Origin of the sequence: Streptomyces sp. CA-288835 (assembly GCF_050936385.1) — a bacterium.
GTDB lineage: Bacteria > Actinomycetota > Actinomycetes > Streptomycetales > Streptomycetaceae > Streptomyces.
The window spans coordinates 7,715,573-7,732,428 of record NZ_JBNJMW010000001.1; the positions used below are offsets into that span (position 1 = coordinate 7,715,573).

The following is a 16,856-nucleotide window of genomic DNA, read 5'->3' on the forward strand; positions in this document are numbered from 1 at the left end:
GAAGCAGATGTCCGTATCGGACGAGACCACCACCGTGAGCGACGGCATCCTCCTGTCGGACGCCGCCGCGGCCAAGGTCAAGGCCCTGCTCGACCAGGAAGGCCGCGACGACCTGGCGCTGCGCGTCGCCGTTCAGCCCGGCGGCTGCTCCGGCCTGCGGTACCAGCTCTTCTTCGACGAGCGCTCCCTGGACGGCGACGTCGTCAAGGAGTTCGGCGGTGTGAAGGTCGTCACCGACCGTATGAGCGCTCCGTACCTGGGCGGCGCCTCCATCGACTTCGTGGACACGATCGAGAAGCAGGGCTTCACGATCGACAACCCGAACGCGTCGGGTTCCTGCGCCTGCGGCGACTCCTTCAACTGACGCCGAGCCCGGCCTCGTACGTCCGTCCCAGGACAGCCAGTACAGGCAGTACAGAAGGCCGCGGTGTACGCAGAAAGGCGGCGCCCCCTCCAACGGGGCGCCGCCTTCGCGTGCTGTCGGTCCTGCCCGGCGGGGCCTACTCGGTGACCTTCGGCAGGTCCTTCTCCAGGGGCAGCGCCTTGCCGTCCGTACCCACGACCTTGCGGTCCCCGAGCGGTTCCTTCAGGTCCACGGTCTTGTGGAAGGTCTTCGCGATCATGATGCAGACCTTGTCCTTCCACGGTGTCTCGGTCACCTTGACCGTCACGGTGTCGCCCGCCTCCTCGACCGAGGCCGAGTAGTCGCTGCAGACGCCGCCCGTGAAGCGCACGGTCAGTTTGCTGTCGTCAGCGCTGTAGCCCTCGACCTTGACGTTCTGCCGCTCAGGCGCGGCGCTCGGGTCGCCACCGGGGTTCTCGGGCTTCGGGGCCGGAGCGGTCAGGTAGGTGGGTTCGACCGCCGGATGGGTCACCGTGTAGGTCTGCTCGGCGCCTTCGGTCCGTACCTCGAAGAGCCAAGACGGCACCAGCGCCTGCTGCCCGTCCACGAACTGCGACGCCAGACCGAAGGTGGCCTTCTCGACCACCTCAGTCGGCGTGGCCTTCAAGATCGACGGCTCGCACGGGGCGTTCTCCGTCCCCTCCTCCAGGGGTGCGGGGGTGGCGCAGCCGCCGATGCCCACGCGTCCGTCGCCCGCTCCGGACTGGTTCAGCAGGTCGAGCGTCTGTTGCGCGTCGAGCACCGGGTACGTGTCGCCCTTCACCGGTGGCTTCAACTGGCCGCTGCCGCCCACCACTTGACCGTCCGCGCCGATCTGGACACCGGTCGTCCAGCCGTACGTCGGCAGCCCGCCGAACGCCGGCTCGGCGTTCACCACGCGCTTCGCGCCCATGAGCTGGCTCGCGTCGAGCTTCGCGTCGTCCTGGCCGATCGCCTTCAGTACGGGCGCGGCGGCCTTCTTCGCGGCGTCCACGCTCACCGGGTCGGCCTTGGCGTCCTCGGCGGTCGCGTTGCCCTCGCTGTACGTCCAGTTGCCGGGCGCCTTCTTGTTCACCTGAAGGCTCGGTCCCGTACCGACCTCGGCGGCCCCGACCTTCCAGGCCTCGCCCTCCGCCACCGGCTTGCCCGGCACGTCGAGGGCCTTGGCGAGGTCGGTCACCTCGGCGGCCGTGACCTCGCCCTTCGTGCGGTACACGGGCGCGGAGTCGGGGCCGTCGGGGGCCTTGCCCGCGAGGCGGTACTTCGTGCCGTTCGGGTCAGGCTCGCCGGGCGCGACGCCGTTCGGCTCGCCCGAACCGCTCCCGGTGTAGCCGTCCAGAGCGAGCGGCGGCGGCTCGGCCTGCCCTCCCGGCGCACCGGCTCCGCCCCGGTCATCCGCGCCACCGCCGTCCGAAGCGGTCGTGGCGAAGTACGCGCCGCCGCCTCCGACGAGCAGCACAGCGGCCACGACCGAGGCGGCGACCGCCATGGAGCGCCTCCGGCGCGGATGGCCGGTTTCGTCGCGGCCAGCTTCGTCCCGGACGACCTCGTCCGGGGCAGCCTGGTCCGGGTGGGCCTCGGCCGCGACGGTTTCGCCTAGTGAGGCTTCCTCCCGGATGGCCTCATCCCGGCCGGCCTCGGCCGCAGCGGTTTCGTCCGGGGTTGTTTCCTCCCGGACGTTCCCGTCCGGCGCGGCTGCGGCCCTGACGGCTCCGTCCGTGACGGCCTTCGCCCCGGCCGTCTCGTCTGGCGTGGCCTCGGCCCCGCCGGCTTCGGCTGGGACAGCCTCTGCCCGGACGGCTTCACCCGGGGCGGCCTCGTCCCGCTCGGCCTCGGCCCCGGCCGTTTCGCCGGGCGCGGTCTCGGCGCGGACGGCCTCATCCGTGACGGTTTCGTCCATGGCGGCCTTCGCCCCGGCCGTCTCGTTCGGGACCGTTGCCTCCGGCGCTGCCTCGGCCGCGGAGACTTCCGCTGCGACCGTTTCGCCGGGCGCGGTCTCGGCCCGTACGGCCTCGTCCGCGACGGCTTCGTCCGTGGCGGCCTCTGCCCGGACGGCCTCGTCCGTGGCGGCGGCATCGTCCCGCTCAGCCTCGGCCCCGGCCGTTTCGCCGGGCGCGGCGTCGGCTCGTACGGCCTCATCCGTGACCGCTTCGTCCGTGGTGGCCTCCGCCCCGACCGTTTCCTCCGGGGCGGCGTCCTCCCGGACGGCATCGTCATCGGGTCGCTCGGTGTTCACCGCATCGCTCCTTCTACCGCACCGCGGTCCCATGAGACCCAGCCCTGACAGGGCAGGGCGCAGCAGGGTCGTATCCCGTCTCCCCTTTACGGGGGACAGCCATGGGACGCGGCGGGGGAGCGCTCGGTTCCCTCCGGGAGGGAGGCGGACTGAATGCCGCGGTTCGTCAGGGGCTGGTCGCCACCCACTCACGGCTCAGCGCAGTTCCCCGCGGGTGCCTCCGGCGGCTGAGCGAGTGCCGGTTCGTTGTGGTTGCTCGCTCCCCCACGCTCGAATCGAGCTCGCGCGGGGGGACCCCCATCGCGGCGGAACCGCATATGTCACAGCCCCGCGCCCCTTCAGGGGCGATCAGTCGCCGTAGTCGGACATCGCGTCCAGCAGCCGAGCCGATGTCGGCGGAACCGTTACCCCGTGGATGAGTGACGGGGACACCGGGTGGGGAGTGATCCGGGCGGATGCGGGCCAGTGCGGCACCATCCTGGCGCAGTCGCCGCGCAGCTCCGCGAGGCCGCCGTCGAGGTCGAGAGAGCCCTCGAGGCCGAGCGGAGCGGAGCCGTGGATCTTGAGGTTCGTCATATTGGAACCGTAAGCACCGCAAGGCATACGGCAAAAGCCCTACTATCGGGTAGATCTGCCCGCTTCGAAGTCGCGGGGCCGACCCGATAGCGTGAACTGTCAATCTCCCTCCTCGCAGGAGTGTGTCCTAGCCGTGCGTATCGCAGTCACCGGCTCCATCGCCAACGACCACCTGATGACCTTCCCCGGGCGCTTCGCCGACCAGCTGGTGGGCGACCAGCTGCACACGGTCTCGCTCTCGTTCCTGGTCGACTCCCTCGAAGTACGCCGGGGAGGTGTGGGCGCCAACATCGCCTTCGGCATGGGTCAGCTCGGCTCCTCGCCGATCCTGGTCGGAGCCGCGGGCGCCGACTTCGACGAGTACCGGGCCTGGCTGGACCGGCACGGCGTCGACACCGCCTCCGTACGCATCTCCGAGGTGCTGCACACCGCGCGCTTCGTCTGCACCACGGACGCCGACCACAACCAGATCGGCTCGTTCTATACGGGCGCCATGAGCGAGGCCCGGCTCATCGAGCTCAAGAAGGTCGCCGACCGCGTCGGCGGGCTCGACCTCGTCCTCATCGGCGCGGACGACCCCGAGGCGATGCTCCGGCACACCGAGGAGTGCCGGAGCCGGGGGATCCCCTTCGCGGCCGACTTCTCCCAGCAGATCGCCCGCATGGACGGCGAGGAGATCCGCATACTGCTGGACGGCGCGACGTACCTCTTCTCGAACGAGTACGAGAAGGGGCTCATCGAGTCCAAGACCGGCTGGACCGACGCCGAGATCCTCTCCAAGGTCGGCCACCGTGTGACGACGCTCGGCGCGCGCGGCGTCCGTATCGAGGCCGTCGGCGAGGACACCATCGAGGTCGGCACCGCCGAGGAGACGGCGAAGGTCGACCCGACCGGCGTCGGTGACGCGTTCCGCGCGGGCTTCCTCTCGGGCCTGGCCTGGGGCGTCTCGCACGAGCGCGCCGCCCAGGTCGGCTGCATGCTCGCCACGCTGGTCATCGAGACCACGGGCACCCAGGAGTACGAGCTGCGCCGCACCCACTTCATGGACCGCTTCACCAAGGCGTACGGGCATGAGGCGGCGGCGGAGGTCCAGTCCCACCTGGGCTGACGGCCACCCTCAACTACGACGTACGGCGGACCACGTAAGCAGAACCGTGGTCCGCCGGCTCCTCTCCCACGTACTCCTGGCCCCGCATCGCGCACCACGCCGGGATGTCCAGGCGGGCCGCCTCGTCGTCCGACAGGACCCGGATCGTGCCGCCCAGGGGAACGTCGTCGATGACCTTGGCGAGTTCGATCACCGGGATGGGGCAGCGCCTGCCGAGGGCGTCCACGGTGAGGGTTTCTTCGGCCGCGGACGCTCTCGGCGTGTGGACCGGAGCGCCCAGCTTCTGGCGGACCGTCGAGACCGCGGCCGGGAGGACCTGGAGGAAGCGGTCCACGTCCTGCTCGGTCGTGCCCAGGGGCAACGACACGCGGACGTTGCCCTCCGTCAGCACCCCCATCGCCTTCAGCACATGGCTCGGCGTCAGCGTGCTGCTCGTACAGGACGATCCGGACGACACGGAGAAGCCCTCGCGGTCGAGCTCGTGCAGCAGTGTCTCTCCGTCGACATAGAGACAGGAGAAGGTGAGCAGATGGGGGAGCCGGCGCACCGGGTCGCCCACCACCTCCACATCCGGGACCAGTTCGGGCACCCGCGCCCGGATCCGGTCCGTCAACTCCCGCAGCCGGGCCGACTCGGCGGCGGCCTCCGCGCGCACCGCCCGCAGCGAGGCCGCCGCGGCGACGATGCCGGGGATGTTCTCGAAGCCGGGAGCGCGCCCCGACTCCCGCTCGTCGACGGGGCCTTGAGCTGCGTACCGCACCCCCTTGCGTACGACGAGCAGCCCGACCCCCGACGGCCCGCCCCACTTGTGCGCACTGCCCGTCAGCACCGACCACTCACCCTCGACCGGCCCCCACGCCAACGACTGCGCCGCGTCGACGAGCAGCGGCACGCCCGCCTCACGGCACGCGTCGGCGACCACGGCCACCGGCTGCTCCGTACCCACCTCATGGTTGGCCGACTGCAGACAGGCCAGCGCGGTGTCGGCCTGGAGCGCGGCGGCGTACGAGTCCGGGGACACGGCCCCCGTACGCAGTACGCCCACTTCGGTCACCGACCCGCCCTCACTCCGGTGAACCTCCGCCGCATGCAGCACAGAAGAGTGTTCGACCCCGGACACGATCAGGTGGCGCCCAACGCGCCGACGCCCCGCCAGCGCCCCCGCGATCCCCGAGTGCACGGCCGACGTACCGGACGAGGTGAACACCAACTCGTCAGCCCGACACCCAACAGCCTCGGCAGCAGCCTCCCGAGCCGCATCGAGAAGCAGCCGGGCCCGCCGCCCCTCGCGATAAAGCCGAGCGGGATCGGCCCACCCTTCATCGAGCGCAGCAACAAGAGCCTGCCGAGCAACAGGATGGAGGGGAGCGCTGGAAGCAGCGTCAAAGTAGGCCACACAGTAACGCTACTTCCGCAGGGCAGCGGACCTGAGGGCAGCAGACGTAAGGGGCGCGGGGCTGTGACATTTGCGGCTGCGCCGCGGGGCGCGCTCAACCACAACGCACCCGCAGACGCAGTCAAAGCAGCACCCCCGAGCTAATAGGCGCCCCAAAAGAGCCTTCGGCTGACCGGCGGCACGGAGGGGCCCCCTCCCCGCGAACCCCCGGAGGGCGTCGGCTAGGGTTTGGTCCGCATAAACATCCAAACCCCTGCCCGTCGCAGGGCGGCGACCGACCACCGAGAAGGCCGCAGCCAATCACGCGCGGGCGAGACTCTCGGGAAGGCGCTACGTGAGTCCCAACGGCTCCGACCTCCCCCACGCCCCGGGGGGCGCGGGCGGTACCCCCACGTCGCGGCGCCCGCTCCGGCGGAAGCTGCTGCAGGCACTGACTGTGGGCCTGGTCCTGGCGACAGCCTCCGGCTGCTCGTACAACTGGGAAGACTTCCCCCGCCTTGGTATGCCGACCCCGACCACGGAAGAGGCTCCGCGGATCCTCTCCCTGTGGCAGGGTTCCTGGGCTGCCGCGCTCGCTACCGGCGTGCTGGTGTGGGGTCTGATCCTGTGGAGCACCATCTTCCACCGGCGCAGCCGCACCAAGGTCGAGGTTCCCCCGCAGACCCGGTACAACATGCCCATCGAGGCGCTGTACACGGTGGTCCCGCTCGTCATCGTCTCGGTGTTGTTCTACTTCACCGCCCGCGACGAGTCGGAGCTCCTCGACACCTCCAAGAAGCCCGATGTGACGATCAACGTCGTGGGCTACCAGTGGAGCTGGGGCTTCAACTACGTCGAGAACGTCGAAGGTTCGAACGGCGACGCGAAGACCGACGAGAACCTGGACGCGATTCCGAAGCGGTTCAAGGACGACTTCCCGGCGAACGCCGGCGGCGTCTACGACGTCGGCACCCCGGGCCAGCGGAACCCCCAGACGAACAACCCCGGTCCGACCCTCTGGCTCCCCAAGGGCAAGACGGTCCGCTTCGTCCTCACTTCGCGTGACGTCATCCACTCCTTCTGGGTGGTGCCGTTCCTGATGAAGCAGGACGTCATCCCGGGCCACACCAACGCCTTCCAGGTGACCCCCAACAAGGAGGGCACCTTCCTCGGCAAGTGCGCCGAACTGTGCGGCGTCGACCACTCCCGGATGCTCTTCAACGTGAAGGTCGTCTCCCCCGAGCGCTACGAGCAGCACCTCAAGGAGCTCGCGGAGAAGGGCCAGACCGGTTACGTACCGGCGGGCATCGAGCAGACGGACCACGAGAAGGACCGGGAGGCGAAGCAGCTGTGAGCATCCTCAATGAACCTCAGGGCGCCGCGCCGGAAGACACGTACCAGAACGAGGTCCCGGTAAGGCGGAAGCAGCCCGGCAACGTCGTGGTCAAGTGGCTCACCACCACGGACCACAAGACGATCGGCACGCTGTACCTGGTCACGTCGTTCGCGTTCTTCGTCATCGGCGGCGTGATGGCGCTGCTGATGCGCGCCGAACTGGCCCGCCCCGGCAGCCAGATCATGTCGAACGAGCAGTTCAACCAGGCGTTCACGATGCACGGCACGATCATGCTGCTGATGTTCGCGACGCCGCTGTTCGCCGGTTTCACGAACTGGATCATGCCGCTGCAGATCGGCGCCCCCGATGTGGCGTTCCCGCGGCTGAACATGTTCGCCTACTGGCTGTACCTGTTCGGCTCGCTGATCGCGGTGGGCGGCTTCCTCACCCCGCAGGGCGCCGCCGACTTCGGCTGGTTCGCTTACTCGCCGCTGTCCGACGCGGTCCGCTCGCCGGGCATCGGGGCGGACATGTGGATCATGGGTCTGGCGTTCTCCGGATTCGGCACCATCCTCGGCGCGGTCAACTTCATCACCACCATCATCTGCATGCGCGCCCCGGGCATGACCATGTTCCGCATGCCGATCTTCGTGTGGAACGTGCTGCTCACCGCCGTGCTGGTGCTGCTGGCCTTCCCGGTGCTGGCCGCCGCGCTCTTCGCGTTGGAGGCGGACCGAAAGTTCGGCGCCCATATCTTCGACGCGTCCAACGGCGGCGCGTTGCTGTGGCAACACCTCTTCTGGTTCTTCGGCCACCCAGAGGTGTACATCATCGCCCTGCCGTTCTTCGGCATCATCTCCGAGGTCATCCCGGTCTTCTCCCGCAAGCCGATGTTCGGCTACATGGGCCTGATCGGCGCGACCATCGCGATCGCCGGCCTGTCGGTCACCGTGTGGGCGCACCACATGTACGTCACCGGCGGTGTGTTGTTGCCGTTCTTCTCCTTCATGACGTTCCTGATCGCCGTGCCAACAGGCGTGAAGTTCTTCAACTGGATCGGAACGATGTGGAAGGGGTCTTTGTCCTTCGAGACCCCGATGCTGTGGGCCACCGGCTTCCTGATCACCTTCACCTTCGGTGGTCTGACCGGTGTCATCCTGGCCTCGCCGCCGATGGACTTCCACGTCTCGGACTCGTACTTCGTGGTGGCGCACTTCCACTACGTGGTGTTCGGCACCGTGGTGTTCGCGATGTTCTCCGGCTTCCACTTCTGGTGGCCGAAGATGACCGGCAAGATGCTCGACGAACGCCTCGGGAAGATCACCTTCTGGACGCTGTTCATCGGCTTCCACGGCACGTTCCTCGTCCAGCACTGGCTGGGTGCCGAGGGCATGCCACGGCGGTACGCGGACTATCTCGCGGCCGACGGCTTCACCGCGCTGAACACGATCTCGACGATCAGCTCGTTCGTGCTCGGCCTGTCGATCCTGCCGTTCTTCTACAACGTGTGGAAGACCGCCAAGTACGGCAAGAAAGTCGAAGTCGACGACCCGTGGGGCTACGGCCGCTCGCTGGAGTGGGCCACGTCCTGCCCGCCGCCGCGGCACAACTTCCTCACCCTGCCGCGGATCCGCAGTGAATCCCCGGCGTTCGACCTGCACCACCCGGAGATCGCCGCCCTCGACCAGCTCGAGAACGTCGGTCCCCCCGAGAAGTCCCTCGCTGGTGGCAAGGAGGCCGGTAAGTGAAGATCCAGGGCAAGATGTTCATCTGGCTGGCCGTCTTCATCCTCGCCATGGCGATCGTCTATGGCTATTGGTCGAAGGAACCGGCCGGTACCACGGCGCTCTTCCTGGGCTTCGGCCTGAGCATCATGATCGGCTACTACCTGGCCTTCACGGCCCGGCGGGTCGACGTGGGCGCCCAGGACGACAAGGAGGCCGACGTCGCGGACGACGCCGGTGAGATCGGCTTCTTCAGCCCGCACAGCTGGCAGCCGCTCTCCCTCGGCATCGGTGGCGCGCTCGCCTTCATGGGCGTCGTCTTCGGCTGGTGGCTGCTGTACTTCTCGGTGCCGATCATCATGATCGGCCTGTGGGGCTGGGTCTTCGAGTACTACCACGGCGAGAACCGCACCCAGTAACACGCGCTCAGCGCTCTGGAGCCCGGACACTCCGTCACGGAGGGTCCGGGCTCCCTCGTTTGCCGGACAACGCGTCCCTCACACGGGCCACCCGCCGCGCCACCGTGGTCATGCGTTCCTACGTTGAACGCATGAGCCTCTCACCGCGAAACCGCACCGCAACCAGCTGTGCACTGCTACTGGTCACCCTGGGCGCGGGCATCACGGCCTGCACCTCCGACGGCCACCCGCTCTCGGCCAGTCCGTACGACGCCACGGACCAGGTCTCCTTCAACGCCCCGGTAGGCGACGGCAAGAAGGCCGACCCGGACAAGCCCCTGGAGATCACCGCCGAGGACTCCGGCGGCCGCATCACCGACGTGACGGCCACGGACGCCACCGGGCGGTACGTGGCGGGCGAACTCTCCGCGGACGGCTCCCGCTGGCACAGCACCTCACCATTGGCCGCGAGCGCCCGCTACACGGTGCGGGTGAGCACGGAGAACGGCGACGGGGCGCCCGGCCGCAAGGTGCTCACCTTCGACACCGGCAGGCCCACCACGAAGAAGCGGCTGGGCGTCAAGTTCGGCCCACAAGCGGGTACGTACGGCGTCGGCCAGCCCGTCACGGCCGAACTCAGCGCGCCCCTCAAGGACAAGGCGGCCCGCAAGGTCGTCGAGCGCGCCCTCAAGGTCGTCTCACAGCCCGCCGTACAGGGCGGCTGGCACTGGGTGGACAACAAGACCCTGCACTACCGCCCCAAGGAGTACTGGCCCGCCCACGCCACCATCCGCGCGTCCAGCAACCTCGACGGCATAAAGATCGCCGAACGGCTCTGGGGCGGCAAGACCAAGCCGCTGAAGCTCACCACGGGCGACCGCGTCGAGGCCGTCACGGACGCCGCCGCCCACTCGATGTCGGTCTACCGGAACGGCAAGGAGATCAAGCAGATCCCCGTCACCACCGGCAAGCCGGGCTTCGAGACCCGCAACGGCGTCAAGGTCGTCCTCGGCAAGGAGTACTTCGTACGGATGCGCGGCACCAGCATCGGCATCGCCGAGGGCAGCTCGGAGAACTACGACCTGCCCGTGTACTACGCCACCCGCGTCACCTGGAGCGGCGAGTACGTCCACGCCGCCCCCTGGTCCACCGGCTCCCAGGGCTCCGCCAACGTCAGCCACGGCTGCACCGGCATGAGCACCGAGAACGCCGCCTGGTTCTTCAAGACGGTCCGCCCCGGCGACCTGGTCAAGGTCATCAACTCAAACGGCGAGATGATGCCCGCCTTCGGCAACGGCCACGGCGAATGGAACCTCGACTGGCAAAACTGGCAAAAGGGCAGCGCATTGGTAGAGGGCCCAAGCCCGGAGGAGAGAGCACGCTTGAGCCCGGTATCGGCGTAACAGTGCCGGTGTAAGCGACGCTCACTGGGGCGCCCCGTCAGGGGCGCGGGGAACTGCGCGATCAACCACAACGGACCGGCAGTCGCCAAACCACCAACCCGACCGAGCTCTCAGGCGCTAAGCGCCCTCTGCCTCAGCAGAGAAGCCAACGCCGACGCGAAGTCAACAGGCTCAACCGGCAGGATTGCCGTCGCATCGGCCCGAGACCACGTGGCAAGCCACGCATCCTGAGGCCGCCCGATCAGCAAAAGCACAGGCGGACAGTTGAACACCTCGTCCTTGATCTGCCGGCACATCCCCATGCCACCCATGGGAACGGCCTCCCCGTCCAGCACGCACACATCGATCCCACCCCGGTCCAGCTCCTTCAGAACCGCCGCAGGAGTAGCGCACTCGATGAACTCGACCTGAGGAACATCAGTCGCCGGCCGACGCCCCGTGGCGAGCCGCACCTGCTCCCGCGTGTTGGAGTCGTCGCTGTAGACCAGCACCGTGGCGGTCGCCTGCATTGTTCCTCCGTTACTTCGGGACTCGCGTCGTAAGGACGTCGTACGGACGTAGGTCAAACGGCCATGGGCCATACGGGCAGGCATGGCCCGATGCGCGGATGCTACTCCCTCGACCACCTGATCCACACCGGTCCGTACCCCCTTCCCTGACCCATCCGAGCAGCCCACAGCGGACAGACACTCCGAACGGCACCCCCCGGAGTGAGGGCGGGATAAGCGACCGACATAATGTCGGTCGTGGCGACAGCAACGACAGTAGATACCGGGCACGCGCACCCGTCGGTCAATCGGCCGAACCTCACCAGCGTCGGAACCATCATCTGGCTGAGTTCCGAGCTGATGTTCTTCGCGGCCCTCTTCGCGATGTACTTCACCCTGCGATCGGTGACCGGTCCCGAGTTCTGGTCGGAGAAGGCCGACCTCCTCAACTTCCCGTTCTCGGCGGCCAACACCACGATCCTGGTGCTCTCCTCCCTCACCTGCCAGCTCGGCGTGTTCGCGGCCGAGCGCGGGGACGTGAAGAAGCTCCGGATGTGGTTCATCGTCACCTTCATCATGGGTGCGATCTTCATCGGCGGTCAGGTCTTCGAGTACACGGAGCTGGTCAAGCACGAGGGCCTCTCGCTCTCGTCCGACCCGTACGGCTCGGTGTTCTACCTGACCACCGGCTTCCACGGCCTGCACGTGACGGGTGGCCTCATCGCCTTCCTGCTGGTCCTGGGGCGTACGTACGCGGCCCACAGGTTCACGCACGAGCAGGCGACCGCCGCCATCGTCGTGTCCTACTACTGGCACTTCGTCGATGTCGTCTGGATCGGCCTCTTCGCCACGATCTACATGATCAAGTAACCGGGCCCGCTCCCGCGCGCTCCACAGGCGCACCTCCCAGAAGCATCGACGCAGAAGATCCTGACACCGGGGTAATCCGTGAAAAAGCTCTCCGCACGACGACGCCATCCGCTGGCGGCGGTCGTCGTCCTACTCATCGCGCTGGCGGCCACCGGGGGGATCTACACCCTGGTCGCGCCCCCGGACAAGGCCGTGGCCGATGAGACCGCCCAGTCCCTCACCATCGAGGAGGGCCAGAAGCTCTACGCCGTCGGCTGCGCCAGTTGCCACGGCACCGGCGGTAAGGGCACCACCGACGGTCCGAGCCTGGTGGGTGTGGGCGCCGCGGCCGTCGACTTCCAGGTCGCCACCGGCCGGATGCCGGCGCAGCAGCCCGGCGCGCAGGTGCCCAAGAAGAAGAACATCTACTCGCAGGCCGAGATCGACCAGCTCGCGGCGTACATCGCCTCGCTGGGTGCCGGTCCCTCCGTGCCGACCGAGAACCAGTACAGCCCGGAGGGCGCGGACATCGCCAAGGGCGGCGAGCTCTTCCGTACCAACTGCGCGCAGTGCCACAACTTCACCGGCAAGGGCGGCGCGCTGACCAACGGCAAGTACGCCCCGACGCTGGAAGACGTCGATCCGAAGCACATCTACGAGGCCATGCAGACCGGCCCGCAGAACATGCCGTCCTTCCCGGACACCACGCTGACGGAGCAGAACAAGAAGGACATCATCGCCTTCCTGGACGAGGTCAACAGCGACAAGTCGAAGAGCCCCGGCGGACTCGAGCTGGGCGGCCTCGGGCCGGTCAGTGAAGGCCTGTTCGGCTGGATCTTCGGTCTCGGTGGACTGATCGCCGTCGCCGTGTGGGTGGCCGCCCGGACCGCAAAGGCCAGGAAGTCATGAGCAGCCAAGAAACTCCAGAAGAGAACCTGCCCGCTGAGCAGGCCGCCGACAAGAACGGCGAAGTAGCCGTTCCCGGCGAGAAGAACCCGTTCGCGGACCCGGGGCTGCCGCCCCACGAACACCGCATCCAGGACATCGACGAGCGGGCCGCCAAGCGGTCCGAGCGTACGGTCGCCTTCCTGTTCACGGTGTCGATGCTGTCCACGATCGGCTTCATCGCCGCGTTCGTGACGATCCCGGTCGACAAGACGGTCTACATCTGGCCGCTCGGCCACATCAGCGCGCTGAACTTCGCGCTGGGTATGACCCTCGGCAGCGCGCTGTTCTGCATCGGCGCGGGCGCGGTCCACTGGGCCCGCACCCTGATGTCCGACGTGGAACTCGTCGACGAGCGGCACGCGATCGAGGCCACGCCCGAGGTCAAGGCCAAGGTCATGGAGGACTTCCGGCAGGGTGCCAAGGACTCCGACCTGGGCCGCCGCAAGCTGATCCGCAACACGATGTTCGGCGCGCTGGCCCTGTTCCCGCTCTCCGGCGTCGTCCTGCTGCGCGACCTCGGTCCGCTGCCTGAGACCAAGCTGCGGCACACGATGTGGCGCAAGGGCGAGCTGCTCGTCAACATGAACACGAACGAGCCGCTGCGTCCCTCCGACATCGCGGTCGGTTCACTGACCTTCGCCAAGCCCGAGCGCCTGGAGGAGGACGACCACGAGTTCCAGGTCGAGATCGCCAAGGCGGCCCTGATGATCGTCCGGATCCAGCCGGACGACATCAAGGACAAGCGCGAACTCGAGTGGTCCCACGAGGGCATCGTCGCGTACTCGAAGATCTGCACCCACGTCGGCTGCCCGATCTCCCTGTACGAGCAGCAGACGCATCACGTCCTCTGCCCCTGTCACCAGTCCACCTTCGACCTCTCCGACGGTGCCCGAGTGATCTTCGGCCCCGCTGGTCACGCCCTTCCGCAGCTGCGGATCGCCGTGAACGACGAGGGCTACCTCGAGGCGCTCGGCGACTTCGAAGAGCCCGTCGGTCCTGCTTTCTGGGAGCGCGGATGAGCACTGCATCTGACGACCGCCGCAAGGCACCCGCGGGCGAGCGGGTCGCCGACTGGGCTGATGGCCGACTCGGCATCTACGGCCTGGCCAAGGCCAATATGCGCAAGATCTTCCCGGACCACTGGTCCTTCATGCTGGGTGAGATCTGCCTCTACAGCTTCATCATCATCATCCTCACGGGTGTGTATCTGACGCTGTTCTTCCACCCGTCGATGAACGAGGTCCATTACCACGGCAGTTACGTGCCGATGCAGGGCCAGCTGATGTCGGAGGCGTACGCCTCCACGCTGGACATCAGCTTCGACGTCCGCGGTGGTCTGCTGATCCGGCAGATCCACCACTGGGCGGCGATCATCTTCCTCGCCGGCATGTTCGTGCACATGATGCGCGTCTTCTTCACCGGCGCCTTCCGCAAGCCGCGTGAGATCAACTGGTTGTTCGGCTTCCTGCTGTTCGTCCTGGGCATGTTCACCGGTTTCACCGGCTACTCGCTCCCGGACGACCTGCTCTCCGGCACCGGTGTCCGCTTCACCCAGGGTGCGATCCTGGCCACGCCGATCGTGGGCACGTACATCTCGATGTTCCTGTTCGGCGGGGAGTTCCCGGGCGGCGACTTCGTCGCGCGGTTCTACTCGATCCACATCCTGCTGCTGCCGGGCATCATGCTCGGACTCGTGGTCGGCCACCTGATCCTGGTCTTCTACCACAAGCACACGCAGTTCGCGGGGGCCGGCCGCACCAACAAGAACGTCGTCGGCATGCCGCTGCTGCCGGTCTACATGGCCAAGGCCGGAGGCTTCTTCTTCCTGGTCTTCGGTTTCATCGCCATGCTGTCCGCGGTCGCGACCATCAACCCGATCTGGGTGCTCGGGCCGTATCGCTCGGATCAGGTGTCCACGGGTGCTCAACCCGACTGGTACATGGGCTTCGCCGAGGGACTGATCCGCGCCATGCCCGGCTGGGAGATCAATTTCGCCGGCCATACGCTCGTCCTGGGCGTGTTCATCCCGCTGGTGCTCTTCGGTCTCTTCCTCGGAGTGATCGCGCTCTATCCGTTCATCGAGTCCTGGATCACCGGGGACAAACGCGAGCACCACATCCTGGACCGGCCGCGCAACGCGCCGACCCGGACGGCTTTCGGTGTCGCGTGGATCACCGCGTACATGGTCATGCTGATCGGCGGTGGCAACGACATCGTCGCCACGCACTTCCATCTGTCGATCAACGCGGTCACCTGGTTCGTCCGGATCGGGTTCTTCGTCGGACCGGTCATCGCGTTCATCGTCACGAAGCGGATCTGTCTCGGCCTGCAGCGCCGCGACAAGGAGAAGGTGCTGCACGGCCGCGAGACGGGCATCATCAAGCGCCTGCCGCACGGTGAGTTCATCGAGATCCACGAGCCGCTCAGTCAGGAGCAGCTGCACGTGCTCACCACGCACGAGCAGTACCAGCCGGCCGAGATCGGCCCGACGGTCGACGAGAACGGCGTCGAGCGCAAGGTGAAGGCTCCGCAGAAGCTGCGGTCCAAGCTCAGCAAGGCGTACTACGGGGAGGACAGCCAGATCCCCAAGCCGACGGCTGAGGAGTACCGGGAGATTACGAGCGGTCACGGCCACCACTGATCTCCGATCGTTCGCCACGCGGTTCCAAAGAGCCCCGTCCATTGCATGGACGGGGCTCTTTGCCGTGTCCGGGGCTGGATAGGGTGTTTCCCATCGTTGTATGGAGTCCCTGATCCGGGACGGAACCCAGGAGCGGCTTATGAGCGCTGTGATCCCCGCTGGAGGCGACACCGCGGCGGGTCGTTCCTGGCCTGCGCTGTTGAACGGCTTGCTCGACGGGCGTGACCTGAGCGCGGACGACACCGCCTGGGCGATGGACCTGATCATGCGCGGCGAGGCGACCGACGCGCAGATCGCCGGGTTCGCGGTGGCGCTGCGGGCCAAGGGGGAGACCGTCGACGAGCTCGCCGGACTCGTGCGAACGATGTACCAGCACGCGAACGTGATCGAGGTGCCAGGAGCGACGGTCGACATCGTCGGCACGGGTGGTGACGGGGCCAAGACGGTCAACATCTCCACGATGTCGGCGATCGTCATCGCCGGGACCGGGGCGAAGGTCGTCAAGCACGGCAACAGGGCGGCTTCGTCGGCGTCCGGTGCCTCGGACGTGCTGGAGAAGCTCGGGGTCAATCTGGAGCTGACACCGAAGCGGGTGGCCGAGGTGGCCGAGGAGGCCGGGATCACCTTCTGCTTCGCGGTGAAGTTCCATCCGGCGCTGCGGCATGTGGCGGCCGCGCGGGGGCAGTTGGGCATCCGCACGACCTTCAACTTCCTTGGGCCGCTCACGAATCCCGCCCGTGTGAGGTCGCAGGCCGTCGGGGTCGCCGACGCACGGATGGCGCCCATCATGGCCGGCGTCCTCGCCGAGCGCGGCAACTCGTCGCTGGTGTTCCGCGGCGACGACGGCCTGGACGAGCTGACGACGACGTCCACGTCGCGGGTGTGGGTGGTCCGCGACGGCAAGGTCCACGAGGAGACCTTCGATCCGCGGGATGTGGGGATCGAGTTGGTACCGGTGGAGGCGTTGCGGGGCGCTGACGCGTCGTACAACGCGGATGTCGCGCAACGGCTGTTGGGTGGGGAGACGGGTCCTGTACGGGACGCTGTGTTGCTGAACTCGGCGGCGGCGTTGGTGGCTCTGTCACCGGGCGACGGCCCGCTGGCGGACCAGCTGCGTGCGGGGATGGGCAGGGCTGCGGAGGCGATTGACTCGGGCGCGGCGAAGCGGACGCTTGACCGCTGGGTGGCGGTCAGCAACAGCTGACGGTTCGTTGTGGTTGCTCGCGCCCACGCGGCGGAGCCGCATATGTGACAGCCTCGCGCCGCTTGGGTGGGTGGTGGGTGCGGGGCCGCGTCGGGGGTGTCCGTCCTCGGACCGGCGCGCGTTGCTGTTGGCTGGTAGAGGGTGCCGGTGTTGGCGCGCCGGCCGCTGCGGGCGCACACCCCCGCCCC

At 67.8% G+C, this 16,856-nt stretch carries 15 protein-coding genes; 11 read left to right on the top strand and 4 right to left on the bottom strand.

The features are described 5' to 3' along the window. Nucleotides 1–7: 7 nt before the first annotated feature. Complete coding sequence (locus ACQEVY_RS34795; RefSeq protein ID WP_119104832.1) at nucleotides 8–364, top strand: HesB/IscA family protein; 357 nt, start codon at nucleotides 8–10, stop codon at nucleotides 362–364. A 136-nt stretch (nucleotides 365–500) separates the two neighbouring features. Here ACQEVY_RS34795 and ACQEVY_RS34800 read toward each other — a convergent pair whose 3' ends face one another. Both ACQEVY_RS34800 and ACQEVY_RS34805 read right to left on the bottom strand, forming a co-directional pair. Then, a complete protein-coding gene (locus tag ACQEVY_RS34800; protein ID WP_432953329.1) occupies nucleotides 501–2,618 on the bottom strand; it encodes a hypothetical protein in 2,118 nt (705 codons plus the stop codon). Between the two features lie 348 nt (nucleotides 2,619–2,966). After that, entirely contained in the window at nucleotides 2,967–3,194 is a 228-nt protein-coding gene (locus tag ACQEVY_RS34805) for a hypothetical protein (protein WP_432953330.1), read from the bottom strand. Between the two features lie 133 nt (nucleotides 3,195–3,327). Between ACQEVY_RS34805 and ACQEVY_RS34810 the strand changes: the two genes are divergently transcribed. Next, entirely contained in the window at nucleotides 3,328–4,302 is a 975-nt protein-coding gene (locus tag ACQEVY_RS34810; protein WP_432953331.1) for a carbohydrate kinase family protein, read from the top strand. 13 nt (nucleotides 4,303–4,315) lie between these two features. Here ACQEVY_RS34810 and ACQEVY_RS34815 read toward each other — a convergent pair whose 3' ends face one another. Beyond that, a complete protein-coding gene (locus ACQEVY_RS34815; protein ID WP_432953332.1) occupies nucleotides 4,316–5,698 on the bottom strand; it encodes a cysteine desulfurase/sulfurtransferase TusA family protein in 1,383 nt (460 codons plus the stop codon). A 334-nt stretch (nucleotides 5,699–6,032) separates the two neighbouring features. On the opposite strand from ACQEVY_RS34815, the gene ctaC reads away from it, so the two are divergent. From ctaC to ACQEVY_RS34835, 4 genes are all read left to right on the top strand, one after another. Then, complete coding sequence (ctaC, locus tag ACQEVY_RS34820) at nucleotides 6,033–7,031, top strand: aa3-type cytochrome oxidase subunit II (RefSeq protein ID WP_432953333.1); 999 nt, start codon at nucleotides 6,033–6,035, stop codon at nucleotides 7,029–7,031. Further along, entirely contained in the window at nucleotides 7,028–8,761 is a 1,734-nt protein-coding gene (gene ctaD, locus ACQEVY_RS34825; protein ID WP_432953334.1) for an aa3-type cytochrome oxidase subunit I, read from the top strand. The genes ctaC and ctaD overlap by 4 nt, the downstream gene beginning before the upstream one ends. Beyond that, entirely contained in the window at nucleotides 8,758–9,156 is a 399-nt protein-coding gene (locus ACQEVY_RS34830) for a cytochrome c oxidase subunit 4 (protein WP_432953335.1), read from the top strand. Before ctaD ends, ACQEVY_RS34830 begins: the two co-directional genes overlap by 4 nt. Nucleotides 9,157–9,287: 131 nt before the next feature. Beyond that, on the top strand, nucleotides 9,288–10,538 hold the full coding sequence (locus ACQEVY_RS34835) for an Ig-like domain-containing protein (protein WP_432953336.1): 1,251 nt from the start codon (nucleotides 9,288–9,290) through the stop codon (nucleotides 10,536–10,538). Nucleotides 10,539–10,648: 110 nt separating this feature from the next. Here the strand turns inward: ACQEVY_RS34835 and ACQEVY_RS34840 are convergent, their stop codons facing one another. After that, nucleotides 10,649–11,047, bottom strand: coding sequence for a hypothetical protein (locus ACQEVY_RS34840; protein ID WP_432953337.1), 399 nt, complete (start codon nucleotides 11,045–11,047; stop codon nucleotides 10,649–10,651). Between the two features lie 228 nt (nucleotides 11,048–11,275). On the opposite strand from ACQEVY_RS34840, the gene ctaE reads away from it, so the two are divergent. The 5 genes from ctaE (at nucleotide 11,276) to trpD (ending at nucleotide 16,668) form a co-directional block, all read left to right on the top strand. Further along, nucleotides 11,276–11,896, top strand: a complete 621-nt coding sequence (gene ctaE, locus ACQEVY_RS34845) for an aa3-type cytochrome oxidase subunit III (protein WP_432953338.1) — start codon at nucleotides 11,276–11,278, stop codon at nucleotides 11,894–11,896. Between the two features lie 78 nt (nucleotides 11,897–11,974). Next, nucleotides 11,975–12,784, top strand: a complete 810-nt coding sequence (qcrC, locus tag ACQEVY_RS34850) for a cytochrome bc1 complex diheme cytochrome c subunit (RefSeq protein WP_432953339.1) — start codon at nucleotides 11,975–11,977, stop codon at nucleotides 12,782–12,784. After that, the gene (gene qcrA, locus ACQEVY_RS34855; RefSeq protein ID WP_432953340.1) at nucleotides 12,781–13,842 is read left to right on the top strand and encodes a cytochrome bc1 complex Rieske iron-sulfur subunit; all 1,062 of its coding nucleotides are present in this window, start codon (nucleotides 12,781–12,783) and stop codon (nucleotides 13,840–13,842) included. Before qcrC ends, qcrA begins: the two co-directional genes overlap by 4 nt. Then, entirely contained in the window at nucleotides 13,839–15,464 is a 1,626-nt protein-coding gene (qcrB, locus tag ACQEVY_RS34860) for a cytochrome bc1 complex cytochrome b subunit (RefSeq protein ID WP_432953341.1), read from the top strand. The genes qcrA and qcrB overlap by 4 nt, the downstream gene beginning before the upstream one ends. A 139-nt stretch (nucleotides 15,465–15,603) precedes the next feature. Continuing rightward, nucleotides 15,604–16,668 carry an anthranilate phosphoribosyltransferase gene (trpD, locus tag ACQEVY_RS34865; RefSeq protein WP_432953342.1) on the top strand — a complete coding sequence of 355 codons (1,065 nt, stop codon included), beginning with the start codon at nucleotides 15,604–15,606 and terminating at the stop codon, nucleotides 16,666–16,668. Nucleotides 16,669–16,856 lie beyond the last annotated feature (188 nt).